This is a genomic window from Flavobacterium resistens (genome assembly GCF_900182645.1).
GTDB lineage: Bacteria > Bacteroidota > Bacteroidia > Flavobacteriales > Flavobacteriaceae > Flavobacterium > Flavobacterium resistens.
The window spans coordinates 26,012-46,848 of sequence record NZ_FXTA01000001.1; the positions used below are offsets into that span (position 1 = coordinate 26,012).

At 32.0% G+C, this 20,837-nt stretch carries 20 protein-coding genes; 6 read left to right on the forward strand and 14 right to left on the reverse strand.

Annotated elements, in window-relative coordinates:
* Positions 1–17: 17 nt before the first annotated feature.
* Positions 18–545 (reverse strand): ExbD/TolR family protein, encoded by a 528-nt coding sequence (locus FN795_RS00115; RefSeq protein WP_142448709.1) that lies wholly within the window; start codon positions 543–545, stop codon positions 18–20.
* Between the two features lie 81 nt (positions 546–626).
* On the reverse strand, positions 627–1,577 hold the full coding sequence (locus FN795_RS00120) for a S66 peptidase family protein (protein WP_142448710.1): 951 nt from the start codon (positions 1,575–1,577) through the stop codon (positions 627–629).
* 350 nt (positions 1,578–1,927) lie between these two features.
* Here FN795_RS00120 and FN795_RS00125 point away from each other — a divergent pair, with 350 nt between their 5' ends.
* Positions 1,928–2,482, forward strand: a complete 555-nt coding sequence (locus FN795_RS00125) for a fasciclin domain-containing protein (RefSeq protein WP_142448711.1) — start codon at positions 1,928–1,930, stop codon at positions 2,480–2,482.
* Positions 2,483–2,563: 81 nt separating this feature from the next.
* Here the strand turns inward: FN795_RS00125 and FN795_RS00130 are convergent, their stop codons facing one another.
* From FN795_RS00130 to FN795_RS00165, 8 genes are all read right to left on the reverse strand, one after another.
* On the reverse strand, positions 2,564–3,409 hold the full coding sequence (locus FN795_RS00130; protein ID WP_142448712.1) for an EamA family transporter: 846 nt from the start codon (positions 3,407–3,409) through the stop codon (positions 2,564–2,566).
* 52 nt (positions 3,410–3,461) lie between these two features.
* Positions 3,462–3,605 (reverse strand): SsrA-binding protein, encoded by a 144-nt coding sequence (locus FN795_RS00135; RefSeq protein WP_142448713.1) that lies wholly within the window; start codon positions 3,603–3,605, stop codon positions 3,462–3,464.
* A 78-nt stretch (positions 3,606–3,683) separates the two neighbouring features.
* A complete protein-coding gene (locus FN795_RS00140; protein WP_142448714.1) occupies positions 3,684–5,117 on the reverse strand; it encodes a serine hydrolase in 1,434 nt (477 codons plus the stop codon).
* Positions 5,118–5,193: 76 nt separating this feature from the next.
* Positions 5,194–7,068: a M56 family metallopeptidase gene (locus tag FN795_RS00145; RefSeq protein ID WP_142448715.1), complete on the reverse strand. Its 1,875-nt coding sequence runs from the start codon at positions 7,066–7,068 to the stop codon at positions 5,194–5,196.
* A 5-nt stretch (positions 7,069–7,073) separates the two neighbouring features.
* Complete coding sequence (locus FN795_RS00150) at positions 7,074–7,442, reverse strand: BlaI/MecI/CopY family transcriptional regulator (protein WP_132990905.1); 369 nt, start codon at positions 7,440–7,442, stop codon at positions 7,074–7,076.
* Between the two features lie 39 nt (positions 7,443–7,481).
* Positions 7,482–9,101 (reverse strand): M56 family metallopeptidase, encoded by a 1,620-nt coding sequence (locus FN795_RS00155; RefSeq protein WP_142448716.1) that lies wholly within the window; start codon positions 9,099–9,101, stop codon positions 7,482–7,484.
* 6 nt (positions 9,102–9,107) lie between these two features.
* Positions 9,108–9,476: a BlaI/MecI/CopY family transcriptional regulator gene (locus FN795_RS00160; protein ID WP_035643575.1), complete on the reverse strand. Its 369-nt coding sequence runs from the start codon at positions 9,474–9,476 to the stop codon at positions 9,108–9,110.
* A gap of 164 nt (positions 9,477–9,640) precedes the next feature.
* Positions 9,641–10,861, reverse strand: a complete 1,221-nt coding sequence (locus FN795_RS00165; protein WP_142448717.1) for an MDR family MFS transporter — start codon at positions 10,859–10,861, stop codon at positions 9,641–9,643.
* Positions 10,862–10,961: 100 nt separating this feature from the next.
* On the opposite strand from FN795_RS00165, the gene FN795_RS00170 reads away from it, so the two are divergent.
* The 5 genes from FN795_RS00170 (at position 10,962) to FN795_RS00190 (ending at position 14,820) form a co-directional block, all read left to right on the forward strand.
* Complete coding sequence (locus FN795_RS00170; RefSeq protein WP_142448718.1) at positions 10,962–11,561, forward strand: DUF1684 domain-containing protein; 600 nt, start codon at positions 10,962–10,964, stop codon at positions 11,559–11,561.
* Positions 11,561–12,211, forward strand: coding sequence for a TatD family hydrolase (locus FN795_RS00175; protein ID WP_142448719.1), 651 nt, complete (start codon positions 11,561–11,563; stop codon positions 12,209–12,211). The genes FN795_RS00170 and FN795_RS00175 overlap by 1 nt, the downstream gene beginning before the upstream one ends.
* Positions 12,212–12,390: 179 nt before the next feature.
* Positions 12,391–13,113 (forward strand): tRNA threonylcarbamoyladenosine dehydratase, encoded by a 723-nt coding sequence (locus tag FN795_RS00180; RefSeq protein ID WP_142448720.1) that lies wholly within the window; start codon positions 12,391–12,393, stop codon positions 13,111–13,113.
* Between the two features lie 130 nt (positions 13,114–13,243).
* Positions 13,244–13,906, forward strand: a complete 663-nt coding sequence (locus FN795_RS00185; protein ID WP_142448721.1) for an HAD family hydrolase — start codon at positions 13,244–13,246, stop codon at positions 13,904–13,906.
* A 71-nt stretch (positions 13,907–13,977) separates the two neighbouring features.
* Positions 13,978–14,820, forward strand: coding sequence for a DUF2911 domain-containing protein (locus FN795_RS00190; protein ID WP_142448722.1), 843 nt, complete (start codon positions 13,978–13,980; stop codon positions 14,818–14,820).
* 115 nt (positions 14,821–14,935) lie between these two features.
* On the opposite strand, the gene FN795_RS00195 is transcribed toward FN795_RS00190, so the two are convergent.
* The 4 genes from FN795_RS00195 to FN795_RS00210 all read right to left on the reverse strand — a co-directional run bounded on the left by FN795_RS00195 (position 14,936) and on the right by FN795_RS00210 (position 20,827).
* Positions 14,936–15,565 carry an MCP four helix bundle domain-containing protein gene (locus FN795_RS00195; RefSeq protein WP_142448723.1) on the reverse strand — a complete coding sequence of 210 codons (630 nt, stop codon included), beginning with the start codon at positions 15,563–15,565 and terminating at the stop codon, positions 14,936–14,938.
* Positions 15,562–16,194 (reverse strand): hypothetical protein, encoded by a 633-nt coding sequence (locus FN795_RS00200; RefSeq protein ID WP_142448724.1) that lies wholly within the window; start codon positions 16,192–16,194, stop codon positions 15,562–15,564. Before FN795_RS00200 ends, FN795_RS00195 begins: the two co-directional genes overlap by 4 nt.
* Before the next feature lie 241 nt (positions 16,195–16,435).
* Positions 16,436–18,172: a sodium:solute symporter gene (locus FN795_RS00205; protein WP_142448725.1), complete on the reverse strand. Its 1,737-nt coding sequence runs from the start codon at positions 18,170–18,172 to the stop codon at positions 16,436–16,438.
* A 123-nt stretch (positions 18,173–18,295) separates the two neighbouring features.
* A complete protein-coding gene (locus FN795_RS00210; protein ID WP_142448726.1) occupies positions 18,296–20,827 on the reverse strand; it encodes a PIG-L family deacetylase in 2,532 nt (843 codons plus the stop codon).
* Positions 20,828–20,837 lie beyond the last annotated feature (10 nt).

Here is a 20,837-nt window from a genome sequence, read left to right on the forward strand (position 1 = left end):
TTTCAAAATGATTTCTTTTATTTTGAAGCTAGTAATTTTGATTCTTCTGGAGTGTAATAATCAACTATTGAATAAGAAGTTATTCCTGTTATTTTCATTTCGTCTAATATGTCAACTAAGTTGCCATAATTTGAATTTTTGCTTGGTTTAATAACAATTTGTACGCCTTTTCTAGGTTTTCCAAATTGAGAAGAATATTCTAAAACTCTTTTGTTGTTTTTAATTAATTCTTTTCGAATTCCATTTTTGCCATATTTTACATTTTTTGGAGATTCTATAGCATTGTAAAGTAATCCGGAGTATGTGATTATTTTGTTGTTATCATCTAGCAATATTGTCATTACTCGATTTTCGTCTGGCTTATTGCATTCTATTATTGGTCCACAACCTCCCTCACCAAAATTTCGTTCTATAATCTTAGGCTTTGACAATTCTCCAACAATCATAAAAAAGATAATCAGCAAAAAAGAGACGCTTACCATTGCAGTTAAATCAACTCGTGAACTTAACTTTTTGCTTCTGACTTTTTGGGGTAGATTTTTCATAGGAATACGATTTTATATTAAAGTTAATGAAAATTTTATTCGGAAAATAAATCTAGTTTAAATTAGAATATTTTTTCAGGCTTATTGGTAAGAAATAATAGCAGATGCTGCATTTGATTCTAACTTAACTTTTTTACCGAAAATCAGTGCATGATTGTTTCTGATGTGTCCTGCCGGAAAATCAAATATTACGGGATAATCATATTCTTTTACAACATTTAGAATGATTTCACGGTGTGTTCCGCCAAACAAAATATTTTCTTCTGTTTTATAATCAAAATCGCCAACTATAATTCCCTTTAGATCTTTCAAAAAGCCATTTCTTTTCAGCGTATACATCATTCTGTCTACTCGGTATAAATCTTCACCAACATCTTCGATAAATAAAATTTTCCCTTTTGGATCAATATCAGAATTACTACCTAACATCGACATAATAATTGATAAATTTCCACCTATAAGAACACCTTTACTTGTGCCTAATTTATTGAGTGGATTAGTAGTTACCTCATAACTTAAATCCTCACCAAACAAAGATTTATAAAGTGTTTCTTTGGCTTCAGGTGTAGCTCGTCTCATTCCGCCAGGCATTGTAGCGTGGATAGATGCAAATCCCAATCTATGAACTTGTTCGTGAAGAGTAGTAATATCTGAATAACCAATAATCCATTTTGGATTTTTCTTAAAAGCTGAAAAGTTCAATTGATCAATAATTCTAACAGTTCCATAGCCTCCTCTGGAGCACCAGATCGCTTTAATGTTTTTATTATCTAAAGCTTCTTGCATATCATTTTGTCTTTCAAGGTCTGTTCCAGCAAAATGATTGTGTTTTTTGAAAAGATTTTTGCCTAATTTAATATTAAGTCCCCAGCTTTTTGCAAGTTCGATTCCCTGATCAATTTCTGTTGAGTCGGTTAGAAAACCCGCTGGAGCAACGATCATTATTGAATCACCTTTTTTAAGATAAGGTGGAATTGTATATTGTTTAATTGCTTTATCTGCTTCCGAAAGATAATTTTCTTGGTAATTCATTTTATAAGCCGGGGATTTACATTGAATAAAAGTGAGTAAAATAAAAATAGAAAAAATCGTTTTTGTGTGGTTATTAATTATCATTTTGAGGTTAAATTATGGAATGTTCTTAGCTTTAGTTTCTTGTTTTTTTATAGATTTTTATATAATAAATATGTTTTGAATTTAATAATAAAAAGATGTGAAATCTATCACAGCTTAAAAATAATCAAAAATAATTGTAATTATTAATTGCTTGTTTTACAGTGTATTTTGAGAATATTTCAGTGTTTTTTGAAATTATTTTAATTTTTATTAAAACCAAAAGCAATATTCCAGCGTAAATGAGCTTATAACTTAAAATATTAATTATGAAAACTAGAAAATTTTTAACGACAGCAATTTTAGCTTTAACATTCGGATTTGTATCATTTGCTCAAAAAACAGTAATGGTAGGCGGTGCAGCAATGTATCCTAGTAAAAATATTATTGAAAATGCAGTAAATTCAAAAGATCATACTACGTTAGTAGCCGCTGTAAAAGCTGCTGATTTAGTAGAAACATTACAAGGCAAAGGACCGTTTACTGTTTTTGCTCCAACAAATGCGGCATTTGATAAATTACCAGCAGGAACTGTTGAAACTTTATTGAAACCAGAGAACAAAAAAATGCTTCAAAACATTTTAACATATCATGTTGCTTCAGGAAAATGGAATGCATCAGATATTGCAAAAGCAATTAAAGCTGGTAAAGGAAAAGCAACTATAAAAGCTGTCAACGGTGGGACTCTTACTGCTTGGATGGATGGAAAAGATTTGTATATAACAGATGAAAACGGAAATAAATCAAAAGTAACAATTGCAGATGTGAACCAATCTAATGGTGTGATTCATGTTGTCGATGCTGTTTTGCTTCCGAAAAAATAATATTTAATCAAATTCCAATTTTTAAAATTCCAAATCTCAATTTAAAAGTTGGAATTTGGAATTTTAAAGATTAGGATTTTTTTATTTTTTAGTTGTTAAAGTTGATCCGGCAGAAGCGATTACAACACAAACAACAGCCAAAATTTCATAGAAACTTAAGTTTTCTTCTAAAAAAATAAAAGCACAAATTGAAGCCGCAGCCGGTTCTAAGCTCATTAAAATACTGAAAGTACGAGGAGGAAGTTTTCCTAAAGCTTTCATTTCTAAAGTGAACGGAATTGCACTTGATAATAATGCAAGAGCAACACCCATTCCGAAAAGCCTTGGAGTAAGATTAGCAAGTCCGTTTTCGAAAATTCCAAAAGGTAAAACCAGAATTGCCGCTAACAACATTCCGGTTGAAACAGCTGTACCCTCATTCATTATTTTTGAAATTTTACCTCCAAAAACGATATAAGCTGCCCATAAAGCTCCAGCAATTAAGGCAAAAAGAACACCTAAAGTATCTAAGCGTTCATTTGTCCAGGGGGCAATCAAAAGAATGCCGATTCCAGCTAATAAAACCCATAAATAATCAATCAGACGTTTTGATCCAATAATCGCAAGCAATAACGGACCGATAAATTCTAAAGTAACTGCAAGTCCAATTGGGATTCTTTCGATTGCAAAATAGAAAATCAAATTCATTGCACCTAAAGAAAGTCCATACGGAATGACAACTTTCCATTGAGTTTTTGTAATTGCTTTTAAATTTGGCCTGTAAACCAATAAAAGAATAATTGCAGAAACACCAATTCTGATAGATGCTGTACCTGCTGCTCCAAGTGTTGGGAATAAAGTTTTAGCAATTGCTGCACCACATTGTACGCTAATAATTGCAAGCAATACAGCCTGAACAGGAGGAAGGTTGATTTTTTTGTTTTTCATGAATCGAAGAGCAGAAAAGCATAAAACATTTTCTGCTTAAAAGTATTTATTTTTAATTGCCTAATGCTTTCTTGGTAACATAAGCACGATATCCGATAATTGCCATTTGCCATTTTTTGGCTTTTGAAATATCTAAACCTTGTTTCGTAAAACTAGGTAGAAGCATTTTGTTTAATTTGGCTAGAAATTTATACATAGTAGGTTTGTTTCTTCAAAGATATGAAAAAAGACTTTGCGTTAAAACAAAGTCTTTTAGGGTATAAAAATTGAAAGTTTAAATTTTTAGAATAAGATTTTGATCTCCTTCTGTTTCTTTATTTATGGCATTTTTTGGCGCTTCCATCCAGCCACTTTTGTTGATTACAAATTTAAACAAATGCGTTTTGTTTTTTTCAAACTGAGATATAGGAACAGCTAATTCAAATGTATTTTTGTTTTTTTGAATCATTTGGAAATTTTTATCATCGGGATTCCAATTGTCGAATGAACCTGCAATTGAAACGCTTTTTACTAAGTCGGCATTTAAAGCCTTATCGTGTATATAGCTAAAAACTACTTTGTCATTGACTATTTTATATCCGTAAATTCCAGTTTGCTTTTTGTACTCATTCAATAAATCATTTGAAAGACTCACAATGGCGTCGCCTAAAGCATTTCCCGTATTTTCATCGCTTATATTTACAATGATCGAAAGCCCTAATTGTCGTTCTGGATATACAACAAGCATATTTTGAGTTCCAAAAGCGCCGCCGTGTTTCCAGCAGTTTTTTCCATTGTCGTCAACTTCAATATGATCCCAAAAATAGCCGTTCCAGATTGTAGGACTATTTAAGAGATTTCGCTGTGATTCCTGAACAATTTTATCTTTTGTATTTAATTCATAAGCAATGAATTTGGTTAAATCACCTAAAGTAGATTTTAAACGTCCGGCAGCTCCCCAAAGATTATCTGAGATTTGTGGCATTAAAACGCCTTTTAGATTATAACCATTCGCAACAACAACATTCGGGCTCAAATTTATTCCGGTTGATGTCATTTTCAGCTTTGAAAGAATATGTTCATTTAGAAGTGTTTCGTAACTTTTATGGTAAACATTTTCTAAAATATGAGCTGTCAGGTTTAAGCTTCCGTTGCTGTATTTGAATTTGGTTCCAGGCAAAGTATCCAATTGAATTGTTTTTAAATCTTCAAAGAATTTTTCCCGACTATATGATTCGTCTAATTTTTTGAAGGCCAAATAACTGCTGTCGTTTCGATTTTTGCGTAACTCCGCAGTGTCAGGAAGATCTTTGTTAAAACCAGTTTTAAAAGAAACTAAATCCTTAATGGTAATTGGTGTTCCATGATATTCCAAATTAGGATAAGAACCAGTAATGTATTTTCGGATATCATCATCTGGATTAAGTTTTCCTTCTAAAACTGCTTGAGCGGCAAGTAAACCTGTAAACAATTTAGTTATTGATGCAACTTCAAAAACAGTATTGTTATTAGCAATATTCTCTTTTCCTTTATCAATTTCGCCATAATGACGAGTGTAGGTTTGACCATTTTTTACAACTCCAATCGAAATAGAATTTGCTTTTGATTTTTGCATTAAAACTGAAGCCGCTTTGTCCATTGCTGTAAAGATGCTCTTTTCAGCGTTTTTTTGTTGTGCGAAAATGGATAGCGAAAAGTGTAAGAACAGGACTAAATAATATTTTTTCATTTTACTGTTTTAAAATTAAATATTAATAGAAAAACCAGTGTTTTTGCACTGGTTTTTACATTGTTGTTTGAAAATATTAAGCTTTCTTATCTGCTTTCTCTGCCGCTCTTCGGTCTCTTTCTTGCATCTTCATATCCTTAGCATGCTGTTTCATTTGTTTTGCATGTTCCTTCATATCTTTTTCATGCTGTTTCATGTCAAGCTCATATCGTCTCATGTCTAACTCATATTGCTTCATGTTATTTTCGTAATCTGAGTCATTGCCAAATTTCATTTTCATATCAATATTAAATTTATCCATATTCATATTGAATTTTTGCATGGCAATTTCATATTGTTCCATTTGTTTTTCAAAAATGGCTTCACGTTTAGACATAATTTCTTCTACTGCGTCACCATATGCAGACATAGCATCGATGTTAGGTTGAAATTTTTCCATTTTTTTCTCAAATTCAGCCATATCTTTTTCAAACTGAGCCATTGCAACTTTATCTTTTGGATCTCTTGGTGCTCTAGGTGGTTTTGGCATTTTTGACATATCAATTGCTGGAGCTGGAGGAAGTGCTCCTGCTGGGAATACTGGTGGTGTAGGAGGAACTGGCGCAACCATACCTGGAGCACTTGGTGGAGCAGGCGCATCTGGAGCTTCGGGAGCATCGGCTGAACTCTTAAAATCTGTTATAACTACATTTTGAGTTTTAACCATTGTTGGCGCTTCAGGACTTTCTTCAGTAGTCAAAGTGACATTTTTAGCACCATTATCATTAGTGTCTAACACAATACTGCAATCTTTTATTGCTTTTGTGCTGTTTACTTGTATAATTTGTTTTTTGCCGTTTTCTTTTACAATCTGAATTTTGATACTTGTAATTTCGTTATTGCTGTTTCTTTTTAAATCTGAAATTACTACATCAATATTGTGTTCTGATTTTAGTTTTGCTGTTAAGTCTTTTAATTCCTGATCTGTAGTCGATTTAGTAATTTTAAAAACTTGAGTGTCCTCGTTTTTTGTTAGAGCAGTTTTTTCTGCCAAAGCTTTTTTCTCCTGAGCAATCGTTTTTATTTGGAATAAAAATACAAAAGCTGCAAGCGCTGGAATTACAGCATAATATTTCCAGTAATTCCATTTTTTTGATTGATTTTTGTTTAACATGACAATTCGTTTTTTGATTAATGATTGATAAAAATGATTGGTGATTGCAACACAAGTTTCATGTGTTGTTATTTTTAAAAGCGTGTATTGATACGCTTTTTTGTCTGATAATTTTTTTGAAGCTTCGTTATCGGCAATAAATTCTAAATTTTGCAAAATTGCTTTTTTGTAAAGCCAGATAATTGGATTGAACCAAAAAAGAATACAAAAAATTCTGGAAATTATTACATCAACAGTATGATGCTGATCGCTGTGCACTTTTTCATGTTCTAAAATACTTTGCAATTCTGTTTCGCTATACAGTGATGAGTTGTAAACGATGTAATCAAAATAAGAAAAAGGAGCAATGTTTTCAGTAACATCAACAAACTTGAAATCTTCTTGCTGTTTTACTTTTTTTCCTTTTAAAACAGAGTTTAAACTGTAGAAATCAATTGCGAATTTTAGCATAAAAGCAGCAAATCCGATTGCGTAAATCGCGAGTGAAATCAGATTCCAGTTTATTTCAAAAGGCTCTTCTTCAACAATCGGCAACTGATTATATGTTGAAACATAATTATGATTAACAGAAGCAGTTGCAGTTTGAACAACAGGTGAATAAAGTATAGGAGCGGGATCAACCCAAACAACTTTTGTATAAATCACAAAAGGCAAAACAACTGAAGTGATTAATCCAGCCAATAAAAAATACCTGTTACTGGTGAAAAAAGTTTCTTTACGCAGTAAAAAATAATAAGCAAAATAGAATAAAGCTATTAAACTACCTGATTTGATGATAAAGGTGAAAAGTGCTTCCATAACGATTATTTTTCTTCTTTTGGATTTTCAATCATTGCTAAGATTTCTCGTAATTCGTTTGCCGAAATTTTTTCTTCTTTGGCAAAAAATGAAACCATACTTTTATAAGAGCTGTTGAAATAATTATCAATTGCGGTGCTCATAAAACCTTTTCTGTATTCTTCAATACTCACGATCGGATAATATTGATGCGTATTTCCAAAAGCATTATGACTCACATATCCTTTTTCTTCAAGATTGCGCACAATAGTCGAAAGCGTGTTGTAATGCGGTTGTTCTTCAGTGATTTCAGCCTGAATTTCTTTTACAAAAGCTTTTTTAAGCTTCCATAAAATGTGCATTATTTCTTCTTCTTTGTTGGTTAGTTTTTGCATTATTTTGGTTTTGGCTGTTAATTAATGGTTTAGATGTATTTATTTTTTTGTTTCTATAATAACAACACCGTCTTTTGCTTCTTCTCCGTATTTTTTTATGGCATCTTTTCCAGTAAATACTGTTACAGTTTCCATCTTTAATTTATTCATATCATCAACAGTAACTATGTTTTTCGTTATAACTCCATCAACAATTACTAATGGTGGCAAATTATTAGAAACATTTGTGCCATTTCTTAAAATCATAATACTGCTATTTGACTTACCGTCACTATTTGTGCTTACGCTGACAGATGTATTAGCGTTAACATTTACATTTACATTATCGCTAGTATTTGTGCTACTACTTGTAGTAACGCTTGTATGAGTATTATCAGTAGTTTTAACATCAGAGTTTATTTTAGAATTTTCAACACTTTTTACTTTAACTTTTCTTTCTTTATTGACAACTTTTATCTGATTTTCTGAATTTTCAGAAGCAAAATCAATTTTTATAGATCCGTCATCTTCTGTTGTAACAATAATTTGGCAATCTTTAATGGCTTTGCTTCCGTTAACCATAAAAGTTTGGTTTTGTTCTGAGCCTTTTTTAACTTCAATTGTTATAGCAGTAATTTCGTTGTTTGAGTTTCTTTCAACATCAGAAATAGAAGCTACAACATCATATTTCTTCTTTAAATTTTCTGCAATTTCTTTTAATTGTTGATCTGTAGATGTTTTTGTAATTTTATAATTGTCTACAGATTTGCTTTCCTTTAGAATTTCTTTTTTGCTGGCTTGCCTTTCTTTTGCAATTACTTCGACTTGAAATAACAAAACAAAAGCGGCAAGTGCTGGAATTACAACATAGTATTTCCAAGAATTCCTTTTTCGTGATTGATTCTTGTTTAACATAACAATTCGTTTTTTGATTAATGATTGATAAAAATGATTGGTGATTGCAATACAGCTTTCGTGAGTTGTGATTTTTAAAAGCGTGTATTGATACGCTCTTTTGTCTGATAATTTTTTTGCGGCTTCTTTGTCGGCAATGAATTCCAGGTTTTGAGCGATTGCTTTTTTGTAAAGCCAGATAACTGGATTGAACCAAAATAGCAGACAAAAAATGCGGGCCACCAAAATATCTGCAGTATGATTTTGATCGCTGTGCACTTTTTCATGCTCAATAATATTCTCTAATTCTGATGAAGTGTACATTGATGAGTTGTAAACTATATATTCAAAATAGGAGAAAGGAGCAATATTTTCATTGGTATCGATGAATTTGAAATCAGCTTGTTGTTGGATTTTTTTTCCTTTTAAAACAGATTGCAGACTATAAAAATCTAAGGCAAATTTTATTAATAAGATTAAAAAACCAAGGGCATAAATTGCTAGAATAACGTAATTCCAATTGATTTCAAAAGTTTCATTTGGAATATTGTGAGAAAGAGGTACTTCAATTTGACTTAGATTAAAGTTCGAAACTGGAGTAGGGTTGACCAAAATTGTTTTGGTATAAACTAAAAACGGCAATAAAGCTGACGTTCCTAAACCTGCCAGTAAAAACCATCTATTGGTATTGAAAAATGTCTCTTTGCGAAGTAAAAAATGATAAACACAATAAAACATTACAACTAAACCTGCTGATTTTGCTATATATATGAAAAGTGCTTCCATAAACGACTATTTTTCTTCTTTCGGATTTTCTATCATAGCCAAGATTTCGCGTAATTCTGCTGCTGAAATTTTTTCTTCTTTAGCAAAAAACGAAACCATATTTTTATAAGAACTATTGAAGTAATTATCAATAGCAGTTTTCATATACTTTTTACTATACGCTTCTAAAGTTACAGTTGGGTAATATTGATGCGTGTTTCCAAAAGCATTGTGCGCAACAAAACCTTTTTCTTCAAGATTGCGAACAATAGTCGAAAGTGTATTGTAATGCGGTTGGTCTTCAGTAATTTCTGCCTGAATCTCTTTTACAAAAGCTTTTTTAAGCTTCCATAAAATCTGCATAATTTCTTCTTCTTTATTTGTTAACTTCTGCATGTCTCCTAATTTTAATTCAAACCTACAACTATTTTTTTAGTTACACAACTATAAAACTAGTTATTTAACTATTTTTTAAGTTTGAATTACCATTTAGGCGCGTGAAATTATTTCAATTTAAAATTAATAAATTGAATTTAAATGAGTTAGGTAAAAAATAAACTTTATGATTTTTTTTTGGTATGTACCAATTCATTAAGCCAAAAACAGCAAAGTAATGCTAGTAAACCAAGTGTTCCCATAATCAACCAATTGATTTGGTAGTTATAATGCGCAATAATTTCCAGTCCCGTTTTAGAACTGACAATATGAGCCAGACTGAAACTCATGGTGTAAAAACCCATATATTGGCCTTCCTGACCTTTTGGTGCGCGACTTAATGCTACCGCATTCACAAACGGGAAAGAGAAAATCTCTCCAAATGTGAGTAATACAATACTGATGACAAGAATTCCAACCCAGGAATCAAACAGTAAAATAAAGTAGCCAGCGGCAATAAAAAAGCAACCGTAAGCAATATTTTTAATTTTATTTACTCCTTTTCGCTCCAGAGTACTTACAATGGGCATTTCTAATAGAAATACTAATAAACCATTTATAGATAAAAGCATACCAGTTTGAAATTCACTAAGTCCAAACTTCTCATTATGATATAAAGGCAAAGTTGAAAATATTTGCAGAAAAACCATAAATGTAACAAAACTGATAAAAAGCAGTAACCAAAAAGGTTTGTCTTTATAGATGGATTTTGGCAAATCTGATAAAACGATATTATCTTTATTTATTGATGTTTTCTTTTTTTCCTTAATATAAAATGCGAAAATTGAAATCGCAATCATACAAGTAATACCGTCAACCCAAAATAGGCCTTGATATCCCATTCCTATAATTATTAATCCGCCTAATGCCGGACCAGCAGTGAAGCCAAGATTTACTGCTAAGCGTACTAAAGACAATGCACGAACTCTGTTTTCTGGTTTTGCATATACACTTAGTGACACAAACATAGCAGGACGAAACATATCTGAAATTGCCATTATTATAAACATGGCAAAACATAATCCCCAAAATGTTGTGACAAATTGTAATAAGATAAATAGAATTCCGCTAGTAAAAAGACTGAAAATCATGATTTTGTAAAACCCGATTTTGTCGCTCAATTTTCCTCCTAACCAGGAACCTAACATAGAACCTAATCCAAAGGAAACCATAATCCAGCCCACTTCGCCATAAGTAAATTGTAAATCTTCTTTTAAATATTTAGATAAAAAGGGCAAAACCATTGTTCCTGCTCTATTGATAAAAGTAATTAATGCAAGAATCCAAACTTCGTGAGTGAAACCCTTAAAATTATTAATGTAGCGACCTAAGGCAGTTTTAAGCATTGTAGAATTATTCTTATTTGCAACAAAGTTAGGAAACTTTGTCACGTTTTACCGTTGTTGCTTTGTTACTTTTGAACTATTTTTGCGTAAAATTTCTAAGATGAAAAAAGTAATTGTACTTGTTGTGTTGATGATTTTTAATTTTGGTTATAGCCAAAAAAAATTCAGTTACGCAAATGTTGCAAATTTCCAGACTACGATCAATTCTGAATATGCTGACGCTAAGACTAGTCCATTAATGGAAGAGGATTTGAAGACTTTTAAGTCTTTAGATTTTTATCCGATTAATGGGAAATATTTTGTAGTTGCAAAATTTGAAAAAGCGAAAAACGAAAAAGCTTTCGAAATGAAAACTACAGGAACCAGAACTCCAAAGTATATAAAATACGGAACGCTGTCTTTTACTTTAGAAGGAAAAGCACTGAAACTGAATGTTTACAGAAGTATTGATCTTTCGAAACAAGAACAATATAAGGATCATTTATTTTTGCCTTTTTCAGACTTAACCTGCGGAAAAGAAAGCTATATAGGTGGAAGATATATTGATTTGAAAATTCCGAAAGGAAACACAATTGCAATCGATTTTAATCAGGCTTATAATCCATATTGTGCTTACAATCATAAATATTCTTGCCCACTTGTTCCTTTAGAGAATGATTTAAATGTAGAAATCAAAGCGGGAGTGAAAACATTTCATTAATGGAATTCTTTAACTTTCATACACATCAGTTTACGAATCAATCCAATGTATTGGAATTGGTTAATCAATACCCACATGAATTTGATGCTTCAATTCCGTTTTATTCGATTGGCATTCATCCTTGGTATATTTCTGAAGAAAGATTAGAAACAGATTTGAAAATTATTGAAGAAAAACTTCAAACAGAAAATTGTTTGGCAATTGGCGAATGCGGATTAGATAAACGAATAGAACAGCCTTTCGAAATTCAGATTTCAGTATTTGAAAAACAATTGGTTTTGGCCGAAAAATATAAAAAGCCAGTCGTAATTCATTGCGTTGCGGCTTTTCAAGAAGTGATAGAAATCAAAAAGAAATTGAAAATTTCAGTTCCAATGATTATTCACGGATTTTCAAAAAACAGTCAGCTTGCGAATCAGCTAATTGCAGCAGCATTTTATATTTCATTTGGAAAATATTTGCTTAGAAATCCAGAATTAAAAACAGTTTTTCAGAATGTTCCAAATGAAAAATTTCTGTTGGAAACGGATACAATTGAAGAAAATATTCAACAGGTTTATGATTTAGCAGCAGAATATAAAGGTTTAAATTTAAAGGAATTACAAAGTATTATTTCAAGTAATTATAAAAGAATATTTGAGAAGAAGTGAAGAGTAAGAAGTAAGAAGTAAGAAGTAAGAAGTAAGAAGGTTTTTAGATATGTCACCTTAAGCGAAGTCGAAGGGCACACTCCAATAGTACACGGGCTTCGACTTCGCTCAGCCTGACAAACTTGAAACCTGAAACCTGAAACCTGAAACAAAAGAAAACAAAAAATAAAAAATATAATATGGCAGAGTGGACAGAAAGAGCCGAGCTTTTATTTACAAAAGAAGGATTAGAAAATTTGCAGAATGCAAATGTATTAGTAGTTGGATTAGGCGGAGTTGGATCATTTGCAGCTGAATTTTTAGCGAGAGCCGGAGTAGGCAGTATGACAATTGTTGACGGCGATGTGGTTGATATTACAAATATTAACAGACAATTACCAGCTTTACATTCTACTGTAGGTGAACCAAAAATTACAATCGTTGGTGATCGTTTGATGGATATTAATCCAGAATTGAAATTAACTCGTGTAAAAGAATTTTTATCACCGGAACGTGCTTTTGAAATCGTTTCAACAGAGTTTGATTATGTTTTAGATTGCATCGATAGTATTACTCCAAAATTGAATTTGATTATTGCGGCAAAACGCAAAAGAGTTAAAATTATAAGCAGCATGGGTGCAGGAGGAAAGATGTTGGCATCTAAAGTAAAGGTTGCAGATATTTCGAAAACAATCAACTGTTATTTTTCAAAAACAATCCGTAAGCGATTAAAAGCAGCCAAAATCAATAAATTGAAAGTGGTTTTCTCATCTGAAATTCAGGATGAAAAAAGCTTAAAACTAACTGACGGAAAAAATTTCAAAAAATCTTTCTACGGAACAAACAGCTACATGCCTGGTTTATTTGGACTTCACGCAGCAGAAACAGTAATTCGCTATTTGATTGCAAACAAAAAAGAATAAAAAAGGTACTAAGATGCTAAGTTTCTAAGGTTCTAAGATTAAAAAAAAAAACAGAACTTTAAAAGATTAGCCTCTTAAAAAAAAACCTTAGAACCTTAGTCCCTCAGAACCTTAGCACCTTTTAAAAAAAATGATTAAAACAGTAATTTTTGATATGGACGGCGTAATTGTAGATACAGAACCCGTTCATCGTTATGCTTATTACAAACAATTTTCGGAATTAAATATTGAAGTTTCAGAAGAAATGTATACTTCGTTTACAGGATTTTCAACTCGAAATACTTTTCAGACACTGAAAGGTTTTTTTCCTGTAATCGACCAAGAAGTTGAAGAGTTGATTCAGAGAAAAAGAAATATTTTTAATGATGCTTTTGATACAAAAGAAGATTTATTTTTATTGGAGGGAGTTGAAGATTTGATTAAAGATTTACATGCTAACGGAATTCAGATTATTTTGGCTTCATCTGCATCAAAAGTTACTATTGAAAGAGTTTTTACAAGGTTCAACTTGCATCAGTATTTTTCGCATATCGTGAGCGGCGAAGATTTTCCACAGTCAAAACCAAATCCGGCAATTTTTATCCACGCAGCTTCTTTGTCAATTGCTCCAAAAGAGGAATGTATTATTATTGAAGACAGTACAAATGGTGTAAAAGCAGCTAAAGCAGCAGGAATTTATTGTGTTGGTTATAGAAGTGAGAACTCTAATTTGCAAGATCTTTCAGATGCCGATTTAATAATTAATCATTTCAATGAATTAAACGCGCAAAAAATATCACAGATCACAGTCTGAATTAAGTTAAATTTAACATTTGTTAGGTAATTGAATTTGTAAATTTGAACAGAAACAAATAAAAAACTAAAATGAAAAAAATACTTATTGCATTTGCTATTTTATTAGCGCCTTTTGCTTCTGAAGCACAGATAAAAACACCACAAGCAAGTCCAAAAGCATACATCAAACAAACTGTTGGTTTAACTGATGTTGAAGTGACATACTCGCGACCAGGTGCAAGAGGAAGAGCAGTTTTTGGAAATTTAGTTCCGTTTGGTAAATTATGGAGAACAGGAGCTAATGAAAATACGATTATTAATTTTAGCGATGATGTTGTAATTGATGGAAAAACTTTGAAAAAAGGAAAATACTCAATTTATACGATTCCTAAAATTGAAAGCTGGGAAATTATTTTTTACTTATCTACAGATAATTGGGGATTGCCAGAAAATTGGAGCGATGCTTATGTTGCGTTGAGAACTACAGTAAAAGAAGAAGCATTGCCAACTCCGGTTGAAACTTTCACTATTGGTATTAATGGTTTAGATCCAAATTTCGCTTATTTGGAAATGGCTTGGGAAAATTCTCATGTAGCACTTAAATTTGAAGTTCCAACTGCAAAAGTTGCAACTGCAAGTATCGAAAAAACTTTGGCTGGACCAACATCAAACGATTATTATGCAGCTGCTCAATATTTATTTTCATCAAATGGAAATATCGAAACTGCAAGAACATATGTTGACAAATCTTTAGATATGGTAACTGATAAACCTTATTATATCTTGAGACTTAAATCAATTATCCAGGCAAAACAAGGAGATAAAAAAGGAGCAGTTGAAACAGCAAAAGCTTCATTGGCAGCGGCTGAAACAGCTAACAATCAAGATTACGTAAAAATGAACAAAGACAGTATCGCTGAATGGAGCAGATAAGTCTTTAAAATTTTAAATATTTAAATTTCAAAATCCAAAGCTTTATAGTTTTGGATTTTTTTTACGTTTAATTTAACCTGAAACTTGAAACCTGAAACCTGAAACCTGAAACAACTTAATTCATACTAGGCGGTTCAGGAATTTTGATGTTTCTTTTTGTTTTTTTTACAATCAGCAAATAAAACGTAATTCCACCCAGAATTATAAGAAGCGCTATTTCAAGCTGTCCCAAACTATTATTATCATTATACATAGCATTTGCACTTGCCAATTTTGCTTTTCCTTCTTTAATCTGAATTTGGGATAAAGATTCTAATGTTTTCAAGGCCTGTTCGCTCGCATAGGCGATTTTGCTCCAATTTTTATTCTCAACCTGATTATTTATTTCTTTGCAGGAAGCCAGAAAAGCATCAAAATACTCTTTTTCCTTATTTGTCAAAACTGTTTTGGCATAAAGATCATCGATATTGTGAATAATATCAAGTGTATGAATAATTTCATCTTTTTTAATATTATCACTCAAATCCAGTTTTTCAGCTTCCGCTTTTATAAAATGCAGTTCTTTAGAATATTGAAAAATATAATGTGCCACAACCAATCGATCATTGTAGATTGCATTAATATTCTCATTCACTTTTTTCGAATTTTGAAGCGTGTTGAAATTGTTCAAAATAATAATCAGCATCACAATCAGCAAAATAAATGCAGCTTTAGTTTTGTTGCTATATTTTTTCAAATCTCTCATAATGATGTATTATAAAGAAATAATCCTTTGTTTACCATTTTATTATCTATAAGTTCAATACTTTTAACAGCTCCCAAAGGCGTTATTTTTATGGTTTTGCTTCCTTTAGCAGTATAAAAATAATAGAGACTGTTGGTGTTTATTAAAAAGATTTCTTCAGATTCGCCACTACTATAATTGATTTTATAATTATACTTTTCTTTATGTTCTCTAATTTTTTTTGAAGTACCATAACCACCTGCGAGCCCGTAACCAAAGAAAAATGAACAAAGTATCACGGCAAGTGTTTTTATTGCAATACTATTAAAATAACTTTTAGTTTCTGCCGGAGATAGACCTTTAATATTTTTTAATTCAAATGTTCTTATGATAAATTTCCTATCTCTATATTTTGCTATCAACGACGGTAAATTATAGTGAAATATAAATAGTGAAAGTATAAAAATTAAAACTATTGGATTTGAAGTAAAAGTAGCAATTGGACTAATTAATATGTCCATGATTGTAGAATATTTCAATATGTTTATTCCTAATTGATAATGAAAAAAGCACTCTTTTACAATTCCCATTATAACAAGAAAAAGGTAACCAAAAGGAAGTAGTTTTTGGATATCGTCTGAAATTTTCATTCGCAGTTTTTTAGTTTGTTTTTTGATGACTTTTAAACTTACTAAAATAACATTTTTTACTTACAAATGTAGAAGAATTGAATTAGGAATAAAGTGCTCGTAATTTTTAAGAGCTATTTCCTGTCCCGATAGTTATCGGAATTAATATCTTTTTTATGGCAGAAAAAGCAATAAAAAAGGATGCCGCTTCCATTAGGGTTAGGGCATCCTCGTTCTAAGAAGTCTTTTGTTTACTTGAAATTTATTCCAAAATTACATTATCAGAATCCGGGTTTCCTTTAAAAAATAAAAATTGAAGGATAAGTGATAATGCAACGGTAAGATTCGCTCCAATGAAATTCAGCCATAAATAACCCAATTTTTCCTGATCGCTCGGATAAATATAAATCATGAAATAATAAATGATAAAAATAGTCACCTGACTTATGATTGCGCTGTAGAACATTGGCTTTGCCTGAACTCGTTTTAAGTAAAATCCAACAAGGAAAATTCCCAAAACGGTTCCGTAAAATATAGAACCAATAATATTTACAAGCTGAATCAAATTCTCAAACAAAGTTCCTACACAAGCAAAAAGAATAGCTACAACTCCCCAAAAAAGCGTGAAAAACTTCGTTGCCATTAAAAAATGTTTTTCTGATTTTTCACCTTTTACATTTCGTTTGTAAATATCAATTGCCGTTGTCGAGGCCAAAGCATTCAGTCCCGAAGCTGTTGACGACATTGCTGCAGAAATAATAACGGCAAGCAATAAACCTATAAGCCCTTTTGGTAAATAATGCAAAATGAAATGGAAGAAAACATAATCCTTATCATTTGTTTCACTATTGCTGTCAGCTTTCGAAATGATTTCTTTTGCTTTATCGCGCAAATCTTTTTCTTTGTTTGATAAAGCAACTAATTCTTTTCGTAAAATCGGATTGTCATAATCCTGATTCAGCTGATCGATATATAATAGGTTTATTACTTTTTTATCTTCAGAAAGTTTATCTAATTTCTTCTCCAGAGCATGATATTCTTCTTTAAATGCCGATTTTTCAATAACAATTTTATTATTCGGATTAAAATTTAAAGGAACTGGATTGAATTGGAAGAAAACAAAAACCATAACTCCAGTCAATAAAATAAAAAACTGCATCGGAACTTTTAAAAGTCCGTTCATGATTAATCCCATCTGACTTTCCTTAACCGATTTTCCAGATAAATAACGTCCAACTTGCGATTGATCTGTACCAAAATAGGAGAGTGCAAGGAAAAATCCACCAGTAATTCCACTCCAAAAAGTATATTTTTCTTCGGGATCAAAAGAGAAATCGACAATATTCATTTTGTCATTTGCGCCTGCAATATGCATGGCACTTGTAAAAGTCATATCGTTTGGCAAATAATGTAAAATCAGGAAAAAAGTAATAAACATACCTGAAATAATCACAAACATTTGTTGTTTCTGTGTTACATTCACCGCTTTTGTTCCACCAGAAAATGTGTAAATAATTACCATAACACCAATTATGATATTCATTACAGTAAGATTCCAGCCCAATAAGGCCGACAAAATAATTGCAGGAGCATAAATTGTTAGTCCGGTTCCTAATCCTCTCTGTACTAAAAACAAGATTGCCGCAAGCGAACGTGTTTTTACATCAAATCGTTTTTCAAGAAATTCGTAAGCGGTAAAAACTTTATTTTTATGATAAAGCGGAATAAAAGTCACACAAATGACAATCATAGCAATTGGCAATCCAAAATAGAACTGAACAAATCCCATCCCATCATGATATGCTTGTCCGGGCGTTGACAGGAAAGTAATTGCACTTGCCTGAGTTGCCATTACTGAAAGCCCAACAGTGTACCACGGCGTTTCGTTGTTCCCTAAAATGAAATCTTCAACATTCTTGCTTCCTTTGGTTTTCCATGAACCATATCCAACAATGAATAAAAGTGTAACAATAAGTACGATCCAATCAAATAGTTGCATAGGTTATGAGTATAATTGCATGATTAAGAGAAAAATAAGAATATAAATAGCATTAGCCACCAAAACATAGGTGTAGCTTTTTTTCCATTTTTTTGTTTTTTTGGCTTCCATTTTACAAATGTATTATTGCTTTAATTCTTGTTTAGGAGCTTCAATTGGCTGTTTCAGCGAAATGATATTAGATAACAATCGGTAAGCGCCGGCTACGCCTTCTGGCAATTCTCTAAAAAAGCTTAACCCAGTGTAAATATAGTATCCTTTTCCATATGGTGCTACTAACAATGCGCCATCTTTTGGAGATTCACCTTTGTCATGCGATGATATAATAGGAGTGAAGGCAGCGTCGTATTGATCTGGGTAATATAAGCCTTGTTCTTGAGTCCAGCCTTGAAAATCTTTTTCAGTAATTTTATTCGGAGTATTTAAAACCGGATGATTTGGTGCTAAAAATGTTATTTTAGCATTTTCCTCAGTTACGCGATCATTTGAAACTTTTAACGGATATGGTGCAATTTGATCCGTAACCATTTTGCCATATGTATTGTATTGTACAATCATGTTTTTACCGTTTTTTACAAAATCAAAAAGTATTTTTTGTTTGTGTGCTAAAGCATTTACAGTATTGTAAGCGCGAATTCCGGTAATAACTGTACTGAAAGAATCCAGACGTTCTGGTGTAATTTCTTCTGGCTTCAGAATCGTTACTTTGTATCCCATTTGAGCTAAACTTTCTGGAACTTCATCGCCAGCGCCCATAATGTAAGCAATAGCATCACCAGAAGTTTTTAAGTCGATTCTAATACATTTTGACTCAGCCGATTTTAAAACCATTTGTTTCGTAATATGACTGTAATCAATAATCGTTTCATCTTTGTCAAAACGTTTATTTTCCGTAATAGCAACCGCTTTTGCAACCGCTTCTTCAGGGTTTACTGGAGGTGTAACTTCAAAATAAAAAGTTTGCTCACTTCCTTTTTTATCCAAAGAAAACGGAATCTGTTTTGGTGAAATTACCCAGCTTTTTGGTAATTCTAATTGAAGATTTCCTTTTATTCCGTCTTTTCCGGCACGAACTTTTACCGGAATCATTTTGCTTTTGGTATCCTTAAAAATCAATACTTTTTCAAGAATTGAAGTTGTAACTTCAGGCACTATATCAAGAAAATTATACATTTCGCCTTTAACTCCGTCATTGTATTTGTAAACAACAGTACGCTCAAACGGAATTTCAACACCATTTATTTTTACGTTAAAAACAACTTTCACTTCTCTAATAATATCTGGAATTCCAATATTTTCCTGATTTGAAACCGTGTACATTCCAACAGTTGCTTTTTCTTTTAACCAATACGGCTGTGTATATTCAATTGTTTCAGGAAGTTGTAATTGAATACTCAATTTTTGATCATTGTTATTCTTCAAAACACTATTTTGAGCCGTTGTTTTATTGTCTGGCAATGTTGTTATGCTAACTAATTGCATTTCAACAGCACATCTGTTAATAGCTTCAAGATTTAATTTAATAGTGCTTCCTGGAGTAGCTTCTTGTTCGGTGGCTACTGCTTCCAGATATAAACCTGAGCAAGATGCTATAATGTTTTTAATTGCATTGGCTTTTAAAGGTTTCCAATGATCATCTTCTAAAGCTTCAATCATTGTGTATGCTTTTATCAAATCAGGAATACTTGCCGACGGATTGCTGAAATCGTATTTTGAAATGATTTTAGAAATTAATTCGCCAACTGGTTTTCCGTTTTTAACTCGGTTCCAGGAAGTATCGATTCCATCAAATAAATTGTCTCTTTCTTTTGGAGTTTCTCCATTAATTAGTTCCAAATACTCAGTTTCTTCTCCACGTGCTCCTGTACTTCCAAAACCTTGTGATTGATGGCGGCTTCGGCTTAAAGCAGCAATTTCCTGATTTGATTTTCCGATTCCGGTGTAATAAACTCCAGTTTCTAATTTGGTGAATTTTGATTTATTAGCAGCATCAAATTTTTCCTGGCTTCCGTAAAACCACCAAGACGGATTAAAAAACTGGCGTTTTACCTGCCATGGTGCAACATATTTTAATTGTTCCGGATATATTTTTGGATCATTTGTCAATTTATAACTTTCAACACTCAACATTGCCGATGACGTATGATGTCCGTGCGTTGTTCCTGGTGAACGATGATCAAAACGGTTTATGATTACGTCTGGTTGAAATTTTCGGATAGTCCAAACAACATCGGCAAGAACTTTGTCTTTATCCCAGATTTCTAAAGTTTCGCTTGGATTTTTTGAAAAACCGAAATCATTCGCGCGTGAAAAAAACTGTTCACCACCGTCAATTTTACGGGCTTCAATTAATTCCTGAGTTCTGATTACACCTAATAATTCACGCAATTGCGGACCAATTAAGTTTTGCCCGCCATCACCGCGTGTCAAAGACAAATACCCAGTTCTTGCATTCATTTCGTTTGCCATATAAGAAATCAAACGAGTGTTTTCATCATCAGGATGTGCGGCAACATATAAGACCGAACCTAAAAAATTTAATTTTTTGATTTGATTATAAATTTCTACAGAACTCGGTTTTTGTGGCTGTTGTGCAAAAGAAATTGAAATCCCGGTTAAAAAAAATGAAAGAATTAGTAATTGAATTTTTCGCATAGCGTAGTTT